The following is a 12,152-nucleotide window of genomic DNA, read 5'->3' on the forward strand; positions in this document are numbered from 1 at the left end:
TAGGGAGATGAATTTAAGGGGGGTAAAAAAATTTTTTTAGTTAAAATTTTGCATGAAAATTCATGTAGAAATTTGATGAAAAATGTTCCAGTGAGCGGTTTTTTGAAAGCGATTTCTTTGTGATTGTATCAAGCTTTTAAAGATTCTGAATATTAAGTAAAAATAAACATTTATATATCAACGTTTATCCATTGTATTACATATATATTTGGAAAAATCCCTCTTTTTCCGTTAACTTAATTTTTCGTTTTTTCTAAATTTCATGATATACTAACGAAAATTAAGAAAATTTAATTAACCGGTTAATTATTCAAAAAATATACACGTTTAGTAGAGGAGGACATTGGATGAAAACGAATCTTCCTGTAGCGCAAGGCATGTATGATCCTGCGCAAGAACATGAAGCATGTGGAATTGGAATGATTGCTAATATTGATGGAACAAAGAGTCATAGCATCGTTCAAAATGCAATTAACATTCTATGCAATTTAGAGCATCGCGGAGGACAATCAGCTGATACAAGTACTGGGGACGGTGCAGGTATCCTTACCCAAATTCCTCATCATTTCTTCAAAAAGCAATGCGAGAAAGAAGACATCATCCTTCCGAGAAAAGGTGAATATGGGATTGGAATGGTGTTCCTTCCTGAAAATTATGAGAAGCGCATGAAGAGTAAAGAGATCTTTGAGCGCATCATTGAAGAAGAAGGTCAAAAGACACTGGGCTGGAGACCGGTTCCACTCAATGATTCCTTTGTAGGGAAAGTGGCATCGAAGTCGAAACCGTTCATTCGTCAAGTATTCATCGGCGTATCGGATGATATACAATCCCGGATGGATTTCGAGCGTAAGCTATATGTAATCCGTAAACGAATTGAAAAAGAAGTGGCAACTGTAGAAGGACAAGAGGATGTATATCTTTGTAGTTTGTCTTCCACGACCATCGTTTACAAAGGGATGCTCATTCCCGAGCAGCTGGATTCCTTTTATATTGACCTCAACCACCCTGAGTTCCGGTCAGCTTTAGCCCTTGTACATTCCCGCTTTAGTACAAACACTTTCCCAAGCTGGCAGCGATCTCATCCAAACCGATATACCATCCATAATGGAGAATTCAATACATTAAGAGGTAATGTGAACTGGATGCGCGCACGTGAGAAGCTGTGCCATTCAAGTGCATTTAAAGAAGAAGATCTGGAAAAAATCCTTCCTGTCATTGATGAGACAGGCAGTGATTCCTCTATGTTTGATAACTGCTTTGAATTCCTTCATTTATCAGGGAGATCCCTTGCTCACACGGCTATGATGATGGTACCGGAGCCTTGGGAAAACGATAACACGATCCATCCGAAGAAAAAGGATTTCTACGAGTATCATAGCTGTTTGATGGAGCCGTGGGATGGACCGGCAGCCCTTGTGTTTACAGATGGAAAACAGATCGGTGCCTGTCTGGACCGAAATGGACTGCGCCCGGCTCGTTACTATGTGACAAAGAACGGCATGATCGTCCTTGGTTCTGAAGTAGGGGCCCTGGATATTTTCGCCGATGACATTGTGTACAAAGATCGATTACAGCCAGGAAAAATGCTGCTTGTTGATCTGGAAAAAGGAAGAATCATTCCGGATGAAGAGATCAAGCTTCGCGTTGCTTCCGAGCATCCTTACAGACATTGGCTGGATAACAATAAATTTGAACTTGAGGATTTACCTGAAACGACATATGAACCTGTTCAATTGGATTCAGAGGAAGTTCTCTTACAGCAGCAGGCTTTTGGCTACACAAATGAGGAACTGAACAAAATCATTAAGCCGATGGTTACGGACGGGAAAGATCCGGTTGGCTCCATGGGATATGATTCACCTCTTGCCGTATTGTCGAAAAAACCACAGCTTCTTTATAACTACTTCAAACAACTATTTGCTCAAGTGACAAACCCGCCGATCGATGCGATTAGAGAACAGATCATTACATCTGTGGGAACAACGATCGGAGCAGAAGGAAACCTGGTTAACCCGGGTCCTGAAAGCTGCAGGCATATCCATTTAAAGTCACCGATTTTAACCGGTAGAGAGCTTGAAAAGCTACGTCATCAAAACGAAAAGGGTTTCAAAGCTGTTACTTTATCGATTCTATTTGATGTAACCGATGAAGAAGATCAGCTGGAAAGCACCCTGGATGCACTGTATGAAAAAGCTGACCAGGCCGTTGAAGACGGTGCGACACTCCTCATTTTATCTGACCGTGGAGTTGTGAAAGATAAGGCAGCCATTCCGGCACTCCTTGCCGTTTCAGGTCTGCATCATCACTTAATTCGCCAAGGAACGCGTACGACTGTCAGCATCCTTTTAGAATCAGGAGAACCAAGGGAGGTCCACCATTTCGCCACCCTGCTCGGATATGGTGCAGAAGCAATCAATCCTTACTTAGCCTATGAAACCCTGCGTGATCTGATCGACAAGGGTGAGTTGCAGGACACCACATACGAACAAGCGGTGGAAAGCTTTGTGAAATCAGGGACAGACGGTGTCATCAAGGTTTTATCTAAAATGGGGATATCCACGATTCAGAGTTACCGTGGAGCACAAATATTTGAAGCGGTAGGCATTCATAAAGATGTGATTGATAAATATTTCACCCGTACAGCGTCAAGACTCGGCGGGATCGGGATGGATATCATCGAAAAAGAAGTGTTGTTAAGACATCGAAAAGCGTTCAATGATCGAAAAGATAATCAACGTACATTGGAATCGGGAGATGAATTCCAATATCGTAATAATGGAGAAGATCATGCGTACAATCCAAGTACGATCCACACCCTTCAACATGCATGTCGTACGAATAATTATGAGTTATTCAAAAAATATTCCAGCATGCTCACAGACGAAAAGCAGAATCTGCAATCTCTGCGCGGACTTCTTTCATTTAAAGAAACGAAGCCTATCCCGATTGAAGAGGTTGAATCAGTAGAAGAAATCTGTCGCCGATTCAAGACCGGTGCCATGTCGTTCGGATCCATCAGTCAGGAAGCCCATGAAGCATTAGCGATTGCCATGAATAAGATCGGGGGACGAAGCAACTCAGGTGAAGGCGGGGAACATCCAAGCCGATTCACCCCGGATGAAAATGGGGATTCAAGACGCAGCTCGATCAAACAGGTAGCGTCAGGACGCTTCGGTGTAACAAGCCATTACCTGGTTAATGCGGACGAAATTCAAATCAAGGTAGCTCAAGGAGCGAAACCTGGTGAAGGCGGACATCTCCCTGGGAAAAAAGTATATCCTTGGGTTGCTGAAGTGCGGGGATCTACTCCTGGCGTGGAATTGATTTCACCACCGCCTCATCATGATATCTATTCGATTGAAGACCTTGCCGAGCTGATTTATAACCTGAAGAATGCAAACCCGCAAGCACGCATCAGCGTAAAGCTGGTATCAGCTGTTGGTGTTGGAACGATCGCTGCAGGTGTGGCAAAAGGCCGGGCGGATGTTGTGCTGATCAGTGGATATGACGGGGGAACGGGTGCTGCACCGAGAACCAGTCTGAAACATACAGGATTGCCATGGGAGATCGGTCTTGCCGAAGCTCACCAGACCCTTTTACTGAATCGTCTTCGTGACCGGATTGTCGTCGAAACTGATGGGAAAATGATGACGGGCCGGGATGTTGTTGTTGCATCGCTTTTAGGAGCGGAAGAGTATGGATTTTCCACTGCACCGCTTGTTGTCCTTGGATGTGTCATGATGCGTGTTTGTCATTTGAATACATGTCCAGTCGGTATTGCGACACAAGACCCTGAGTTACGTAAAAAATACACAGGTGACCCTGAGCATGTAGCGAATTTCATGCGTTTTGTTGCCCAGGAAACAAGAGAGCTTATGGCTCAACTTGGTTTCAGAACGATCAATGAAATGATTGGCAGAACCGATATTCTTGAAGCAAACGAAGCAATTGATCATTGGAAGGGGAAAGGAATCGACCTCTCTGCTCTTCTGCATCAGCCCGATGTGCCTGAAAAGGTGGGCCGCTATGCGACAAGAAAACAGGATCACGAACTTGAGAAAACACTCGATTATCAAGAGCTGATTCCACGCTGCCGCCAAGCGATTGAAACGGGAGAACCGGTTGAATGGACGACAGCGATCCGTAACATTCACCGCGTGACCGGTACGATGCTTGGAAGTGAAATTACAAAACGTTACGGTGCTGAAGGCTTACCGGAAGATACGATACGCTTGACGTTTAAAGGATCTTCTGGACAAAGCTTCGGTGCCTTTATTCCAAAAGGTCTGACGCTGAGACTGGTCGGGGATTCTAATGACTTCGTAGGAAAAGGTTTATCAGGCGGGAAAATCATCGTTCATCCTGATCCAACCGCTACGTTCATTCCTGAACGAAACACGATCATTGGTAACGTTTCCTTCTACGGGGCGTCTGGTGGAGAAGCTTACATTTATGGAGTAGCCGGCGAGCGTTTCTGTGTCCGAAACAGTGGAGCGCAGGTAGTCGTTGAAAGTGTCGGGGATCACGGATGTGAATATATGACAGGTGGAAAAGTGGTTGTACTCGGTCTTACAGGCCGAAACTTTGCCGCAGGTATGTCAGGTGGAGTCGCTTATGTACTGGATGAAGATGAAAGCTTCCGATCAAGATGTAATCAGGAGCTTGTCCTCGTTCAACCATTATTTGATCCGGATGAAATGAAAGATGTATACGACATGATCGAGAAATACGTTCATTATACAAACAGCAACAATGGCAAGAAGATTTTAGCGAACTGGGATTCCTACGTGTCAAAATTTGTGCGTGTGATTCCGAAATCGTACCTTAAGATGAGAGAACGGATCAGTGAACTTGAAAATAGTGGATTAGAAAAATTCGATGCCGAAATGGCAGCATTTGAAGAAGGTACAAAAGAAGAGAAAAAAGTGTTGGAACCCGCGAAATAAAGAGGGAGGGGGATATTATGGGAAAGCCGACTGGATTCATGGAATACAAAAGACAAACATTAGATGAGCGAAATCCAGCTGAACGAACGAAGGATTGGAACGATTACACCTCTCCTCTTTCGGAAGAAGAAGTCAAGAAACAGGGGGCGCGCTGTATGGATTGCGGCGTTCCTACCTGTCAGTCTGGAATGGAAATCAACGGAGCGACAACGGGTTGCCCCGTTTATCACTTAATACCGGAATGGAATGACCTTGTGTACCAGGGACAGTGGAAGGAAGCCCTTAAGCGTGAGCATCAAATGAACAACTTCCCGGAGTTCACTGGTTTTGCTTGTCCGGCACCCTGTGAAGGAGCATGCGTACTTGGAATCAATGAGCCGCCTGTAGCAATCAGAACAGTGGAGCGCTCGATTATTGAAAAAGGGTTCGAAGAAGGCTGGGTCATTCCTGAGCCACCCAAACACCGCACAGGTAAACGAGTCGCGGTCGTTGGTTCAGGTCCTGCAGGATTAGCCTCTGCTGCTCAATTGAATAAAGCAGGCCACCTTGTGACTGTTTTCGAAAAAAATGACCGTGTAGGCGGATTATTGACATATGGCATCCCGGAAATGAAATTGCCTTATTCAGTCGTGAAGCGCCGCGTTGATATTTTAGAGGAAGAGGGCATTGAATTCGTTACGAATACGGAGGTCGGGAAAGACTACACAGTCGAAAACCTGCGTGAAAACTTTGATGCGGTAATCCTTTGCGGGGGAGCGGCCGTTCATCGTGACATCCAAGTGGATGGGCGGGATTTGAAAGGCGTTCACTACGCAATGGAATTCCTTCATGCGAATACAAAAAGCTTATTGGATTCTAACCTGAAAGACGGAAACTATATTTCTGCTGAAGGGAAAAACGTCATCGTCATCGGTGGAGGAGATACAGGTACAGACTGTTTAGCGACTTCTGTAAGGCATAATTGTAAAAGCCTCACTCAGTTTGATATCTATGATAAAAAGGGTGCCATGCGTGATGAAGTCGGCAACCCTTGGCCGCAATACCCGGTCATTCACCGGGTGGAGTACGGTCAAAAAGAAGCAGCAGAAGTACTTGGGGAAGATCCACGTGCGTATGCTGTCATGACCAAGAAGTTTGTCGGTGACGAGCATGGTCATATCAAGGAAGTTCATACGGTTAATGTAAAACTTCGTTATGACGAGGCTGGAAACAAGATCCGCGATGAAATTCCTGGAACAGAAAAAGTATGGCCAGCAGACCTTGTCCTTCTGGCTATCGGATTCAGTGGTCCGGAACAAGATCTGATCAAAGAACTTGAAGTCGAAACAAACAGCAATTCCACCGTTAAAGCAGAATACGGTAAATACCTGACCAACGTCGATGGAGTCTTCGCTGCAGGAGACATGCGTCGAGGCCAAAGCCTCATCGTCTGGGCCATCAACGAAGGCCGCGAAGCAGCCCGCGAATGCGACAGCTACCTCATGGGCACAACTGAATTACCTTAATAGAGAACGAGGGACGGACCTCCGTCGGGCTTGATGCCTGACGGGGGTTTTTTTGCGTGTCTAAAGAGGGACGGACCTCCCTTACAACCATCCGCCACCCCCCCCATAACCACAACATTCCTTATTTCGAACTCCAAGGTCCGTCCCTCAAACCCCAAAAACACTCTTGACAAATACCTCCATATACCGTAAGTTTTGTTTAATTTATCCAGTTTTAGAATTTGATTAGGTAAATAACGAATCAGTTAGAGGTGGAGTCCTTATGGGTATTGAAATTGTGTTTTCACCATTTAATGAATTGGTGGCGAGTTTGCATGTGTTGTGTAATCCTGTCCATCATCCTTATCGCAGGAAGTGGGCGGCGGACACAGAGGCGTTGCTTTCAAAAGAAATGGTCTCTGATATTCGCATGATTGGATCATTGACCTATGAGTGGTTGTATCTCATGAACATCCGCAACGAATACAAGCTTAATGAGTCCTCAACAGAAGAAGCTATCGAATTTATTTGTTCCATGCCTGATGAAGCATTCGTTTTTTATATGCTGGGAGAGCAGTACAGGGTCGAATCGCTTCAAGGCTGGAGGAAAGATAACCGTATGTCGCCGCTGAACCATCATCAAAAAGATTTGCTGAAACATCCGAAGCAATGGAAGAATCATATTCACCAGATCCTTTACGAATACAACGAAAAGATTTTCCAACGGGAATTGTTCCGGATACTGCCCTGGATTACGAGGGCTTCCGCCACTTTCCAGCGAAAGCTTGATCAGTCTTCTCTCGATGCACTGAATGAGCTCCATCCTGATGTTACGCTAAAAGGGTCGACCATTAAGGTGCAAAAGGGTGAGACGTATCGTTTTTCGTTAAAAGAATATTCCCATCTCACATTGCAGCCATCTACCTTCATTACCCCTCATGTCATGCTTGGTGTATATCCTGGAAGTCTTTTCCTGGGATTGCACGTCGCGGTACCTGAGACTGAAGCGTCGAATGATGAGCCACCCATAGATTTAGTGCTTATGTTCAAAGCCTTGGGAGAAGCAACAAGATTAAAGATCTTGCGGGATGTTTTGATGCATCCATACAGTACAAAACAGCTTGCGGAAAAACATGACCTAGCTGAAGCGACCATCTCCAGTCACATCAAAACTCTCCAAAAGTCCGGGCTGGTGAAGAGTGAGCGGAAAGGCTATTACATTTTTTATTCAGGAAACAGAGAGAAAATGGAGTCGCTGCGGGCGGACCTTAGTCAGTTCATCTCGCTGCCTTTATTAGAACAATTTATATATGAGTCTGATTTAACATAAGGGGTTATGTTCATGGTGAAATTCATTAAAGAAGTAGGACAATATGGATTGACGTGCATAGGCATCATTCTCCTACTGGCTTCTCCCGCATTGATTGGGGGCTTAAAGACCTTTACATCAACTATCCTAACGATCCTGATGGATATTTTGCAGCCGCACACACTTTCATATTATGTACATTCGGAAACCAGATCCTACGCCAGAATGCCTGAAGCGAGGTCCGAGGAATTCCATCAGCAGGTGGTCACAATGGACTTGTTTCCCTATATAACAGATTCCTATTTTTATAGTTTATCCTTACTTCTGGGAAGCTTCATATTAGCCTTATTAATTGCCGCAATGGCGAGTTTGATGTATATCCATCTACATCCTTTTTTGAAGAAAATGACGCTTGCCACCGTAGGGATTCTTGAATCACTTCCAGACGCCTTCTTTATATTTAGCATTCAATTATCTGTTGTGTGGTTTTACAAACAGACAGGGGTTGAACTTGCAGCAGCCTATTCCACCAGCGAAAAACCGGCTTATCTCTTACCACTTTTAACATTAAGCATCGTCCCGGGCATATATCTCCTTAAAATCAACCTTCTTTTCATGAAGGAAGAGATGGAAAAGGATTATGTACTCTTTGCAAAATCAAAAGGGATCTCCGATGCTGCCATTTCGTTCCACCACATTTTTAAAAATACGGTCATGGAGTGCCTGGCACATTTACCCGTCATCACCCTTGTCCTGCTTACAAATCTCGTGGTCCTCGAATTCCTGTTTCATAGCAGCGGGATCATGACCTTTATCATGGGAGATCAGCCTGCGGCATCGAGGGCAATCATGCTGATCCTCTTAATGACACCACTTTTTATAGTGATAAAAGGTACAATTCACTACCGGCAGCGATTTTATGGAACGAAGGGAGGAGGGAAAGGTTGAAATCATCAAGGGTGCTCCCAGCATATCTACTCGCTTTGATTTTTCTCGTGAGCGTCATCTGGCCATTTGTAAAAGAAGAACCCGTCCCCAAGCCATTTTTGTATGACGAAAATGGTGCAGTGGTGGATACTACTCCATACCCGCCTTCGAGCTTATATTGGCTTGGAACGGACCGGGAAGGAAGGGATCTATATTATTTGTTGGTGATCGGGGCGAAGTGGACAATGTTATTTGCATTCATTGTCACCGCATTTAGGATCATCCTTGCGACTTTTCTGGGAGTATGGCTTAAAAACTGGTTTACTTCACTATGGGTGGAAGGGTTTCTCCAGGCATTCACCTTCGTCCCCCAGTCCCTGATAGCAATTATCTGGCTGGCACCTTTTTTACTGTATGAGTTGAGGAGTGCTCCTTCGCTAACACAGCCCCAATCAATTTTTTTACAGCTCTTTGTCCTCACTATAGTAGGTGTCCCGACTACAGCAAAAATGGTCGGGGAAACGGTAAGGACTATTCACGCTTATGATTTCATGGATAGTGCACGTGTGCTGGGTGGATCTTCCTATCATCGTTCAAGAAGACATGTTTTTCCCCACCTCCTCCCGAGACTCATCATTTTGTCAGGCAGGCAGCTCGTACAGGTTCTCACTCTCCTGTTGCATCTCGCTATTTTTCATATTTTTATAGGAGGGACCGTTATTACGTCGGGACAGGAGCATGATCAGTTCAACGTTTATTCCAGTTCGACGTATGAATGGGCAGGTTTGATCGGAAGTCGATATGGAGAGTTGTTGTTGGAGCCCAATATTGTGTTGTTTCCTGTTATGGCATATTCTTTTTTGATTCTGCTGGTCAACAAGGTGGTCAATGATTTAGAGAAATCGAATAAAAATCCCTGAGTACAAAGGCTCTATTCACTATGGAACAAGTAAGTGAAAATAAGTATGAAAGGTCACCATATACACTTCTAAACAATTCGGAATAGGAATATTGTCTAATGTAAGAGTTTTGTCCAAGGGACGCACTTATATTTTACAAAAATTGAAGACTGATAGGGGGAAAACAAAATGATGAAATATCTTCAGCGTATTGGTCGTTCGTTAATGCTTCCGGTTGCCGTTCTGCCGGCCGCCGCGATTCTGATGGGGATCGGGTATTGGATCGATCCGACTGGTTGGGGTGCGGATAGTCCGATTGCGGCTTTCTTAATCAAGGCGGGCGCTTCGATCATTGATAATATGTCGATTCTGTTTGCGGTCGGGGTGGCGCTCGGGATGGCCAAAACAAAGGATGGTTCTGCAGCCCTGAGCGGGTTGGTCGCTTATCTCGTTATTACAACACTCCTTTCAACGGACTCAGTTGCACTGCTTCAAGGTGTGGATGCCGCATCGGTCAATCCTGCATTTGAGAAAATCGGTAATCAGTTTGTCGGGATTCTGTCAGGGATCGTTGCGGCAGTTATGTACAATCGATTCAGTTCTGTGAAGCTTCCGGATGCACTCGCTTTCTTTAGCGGAAAACGATTGGTTCCGATCATGTCGGCGATTGCCATGCTGGTTGTATCAGGCGTGATGCTGTTCGTTTGGCCGGTCATCTACACTGCCCTGGTTTCATTCGGGAAGGAAATCAGCGGGCTCGGCTTCACTGGTGCTGGTTTATATGGCTTCTTTAATCGATTATTAATTCCTACAGGATTGCATCATGCATTGAATTCCGTATTCTGGTTCGACGTTGCCGGTATTAATGATATCGGGAACTTCTGGTCAGGTAAGGGTGAAAAAGGTGTGACGGGAATGTATCAGGCTGGGTTCTTCCCGGTCATGATGTTTGGTCTTCCTGCAGCGGGGCTTGCCATCTATCATGCTGCAAAACCAAATAAGAAGAAGCAGGTGGCGTCACTGATGCTGGCTGCCGGTTTTGCTTCCTTTTTCACAGGAGTGACTGAGCCTCTCGAGTTTGCCTTCATGTTTGTGGCACCTGCCCTTTATGTAGCGCATGCGGTCCTGACAGGGTTATCCCTGGCCATTGCCTCCTTCTTTCAATGGACGGCAGGATTTGGCTTCAGCGCAGGATTCGTCGATTTTGTCCTGAGCTCAAGACTTCCGTTAGCGAACCTTCCGTATATGCTTCTCATACAAGGTGTCGTATTTGCTCTTCTCTACTATTTCTTGTTCCGTTTCATGATCGCGAAATTCAATCTTATGACACCAGGGCGTGAAGAAGACAGCGAAGAAGCCGTCGGGGAGAGTGCAACAGCTCATACTCAAAGCGAAAAGTTTGCCGTGATGGCAACGGAGATCTATGCAGGACTCGGCGGAGATGAAAATGTAACATCCGTTGATAATTGTATAACAAGATTGAGAGTGGAAGTGAAGGACATGGATGCCGTGGATCAGGCGCGAATCAAAGCGACAGGAGTTCCGGGCATTCATGTGGTCGGGGAAAATAGCATTCAAGTGATTGTCGGGACGTCGGTGCAGTTTGTGGCTGATGAGATTGAGAGGATTAGAGGATAGAAAGGGAAGGGGATTTGTCGTTTTTTGTAGAATGTCAGATAGTATCATGAATATGGCTGTCTATTTTTCAATCGGCAGATAAACCAATTCCAATGCTTTCCCCAATTCCAATAACAGGAGTTGGGGCCTCTTTTTTTCCCAGACTGCAAAAATCTCTCGAATAGTCTATACTTTACCCTATAGAATTCTTTCCCAGGAAGGTTTGTACCATGAAGAAACTTAAAGAATCGGATCTCTATCAACCGATCCAAAAACATTTTCACAAACAGGGATACCAGGTGAACGGTGAAGTGAACGATTGTGATGTGACTGCCTTTAAAGAAGACGAACTCGTGATTGTGGAATTGAAGCTCTCATTGAATGTCGAGCTTCTTATTCAAGCGACAAAGCGTCAGAGACTCACAGACCTTGTCTACATTGCAATCCCGAAACCGAAGCGTCCCCGGTCAAAGCGGTGGAATGATGTCTGCCACTTGGTCCGCAGATTGGAGCTTGGTCTGATCACCGTTTCGTTTACAACGAAAACGCCAAAGCTTGATTTTGTCATTCATCCAGAAACCTTTGACCGGAGTAAGAGTATGAAGAACAGTAAGCGAAAAAGGGCGGCTCTTGTAAAGGAAATCGAAGGGCGCAGTGCAGATTACAATGTAGGCGGAAGCAATAAGACGAAAATCATGACGGCTTACAAGGAAAACTGCATTCAGATAGCCTGTTACTTAGAAAAACACGGGCCAATGTCACCGAGGAACTTAACCAAGTTGGGCACGGGTGCGAAAACCCCATCCATTCTTCAGAAGAATTATTACCGCTGGTTTGAGCGGGTGAAAAGGGGAGTCTACCAGATAACGGAGCAAGGAAAGTCGGAGCTGGAGAAGTATCCCGAACTCGTAAGCTATTACTTAAAGAAAATAGAAGAACAATAGAAAGAGCCTGACTCCTGAAACCGGGA

7 protein-coding genes are annotated in these 12,152 nt (G+C 45.0%); all 7 read left to right on the forward strand.

From position 1 onward, the window contains the following. Positions 1 to 347 precede the first annotated feature (347 nt). The gene (gene gltB / locus ACCB35_RS05835) at positions 348 to 4,946 is read left to right on the forward strand and encodes a glutamate synthase large subunit (protein WP_374056164.1); all 4,599 of its coding nucleotides are present in this window, start codon (positions 348 to 350) and stop codon (positions 4,944 to 4,946) included. A gap of 17 nt (positions 4,947 to 4,963) precedes the next feature. Continuing rightward, positions 4,964 to 6,451: a glutamate synthase subunit beta gene (locus ACCB35_RS05840; RefSeq protein WP_374056165.1), complete on the forward strand. Its 1,488-nt coding sequence runs from the start codon at positions 4,964 to 4,966 to the stop codon at positions 6,449 to 6,451. A 262-nt stretch (positions 6,452 to 6,713) separates the two neighbouring features. Further along, positions 6,714 to 7,760 (forward strand): DUF5937 family protein, encoded by a 1,047-nt coding sequence (locus tag ACCB35_RS05845; protein WP_374056166.1) that lies wholly within the window; start codon positions 6,714 to 6,716, stop codon positions 7,758 to 7,760. Positions 7,761 to 7,772: 12 nt separating this feature from the next. Continuing rightward, complete coding sequence (locus ACCB35_RS05850) at positions 7,773 to 8,687, forward strand: ABC transporter permease subunit (protein ID WP_374056167.1); 915 nt, start codon at positions 7,773 to 7,775, stop codon at positions 8,685 to 8,687. Continuing rightward, positions 8,684 to 9,586: an ABC transporter permease subunit gene (locus tag ACCB35_RS05855; RefSeq protein WP_374056168.1), complete on the forward strand. Its 903-nt coding sequence runs from the start codon at positions 8,684 to 8,686 to the stop codon at positions 9,584 to 9,586. The genes ACCB35_RS05850 and ACCB35_RS05855 overlap by 4 nt, the downstream gene beginning before the upstream one ends. A 168-nt stretch (positions 9,587 to 9,754) precedes the next feature. Beyond that, the gene (gene nagE, locus ACCB35_RS05860; protein WP_374056169.1) at positions 9,755 to 11,203 is read left to right on the forward strand and encodes an N-acetylglucosamine-specific PTS transporter subunit IIBC; all 1,449 of its coding nucleotides are present in this window, start codon (positions 9,755 to 9,757) and stop codon (positions 11,201 to 11,203) included. A gap of 209 nt (positions 11,204 to 11,412) precedes the next feature. Continuing rightward, on the forward strand, positions 11,413 to 12,126 hold the full coding sequence (locus tag ACCB35_RS05865; RefSeq protein ID WP_374056170.1) for a DUF2161 domain-containing phosphodiesterase: 714 nt from the start codon (positions 11,413 to 11,415) through the stop codon (positions 12,124 to 12,126). Positions 12,127 to 12,152: the final 26 nt, after the last annotated feature.

Origin of the sequence: Rossellomorea sp. FM04394, assembly GCF_041889765.1 — a bacterium.
Taxonomy (GTDB): domain Bacteria; phylum Bacillota; class Bacilli; order Bacillales; family Bacillaceae_B; genus Rossellomorea; species Rossellomorea aquimaris_B.

Coding starts and splice junctions, on each gene's coding strand:
- gltB (WP_374056164.1), top strand. CDS start 348: ATGAAAACGAATCTTCCTGTAGCGCAAGGCATGTATGATCCTGCGCAA.
- ACCB35_RS05840 (WP_374056165.1), top strand. CDS start 4,964: ATGGGAAAGCCGACTGGATTCATGGAATACAAAAGACAAACATTAGAT.
- ACCB35_RS05845 (WP_374056166.1), top strand. CDS start 6,714: ATGGGTATTGAAATTGTGTTTTCACCATTTAATGAATTGGTGGCGAGT.
- ACCB35_RS05850 (WP_374056167.1), top strand. CDS start 7,773: ATGGTGAAATTCATTAAAGAAGTAGGACAATATGGATTGACGTGCATA.
- nagE (WP_374056169.1), top strand. CDS start 9,755: ATGATGAAATATCTTCAGCGTATTGGTCGTTCGTTAATGCTTCCGGTT.
- ACCB35_RS05865 (WP_374056170.1), top strand. CDS start 11,413: ATGAAGAAACTTAAAGAATCGGATCTCTATCAACCGATCCAAAAACAT.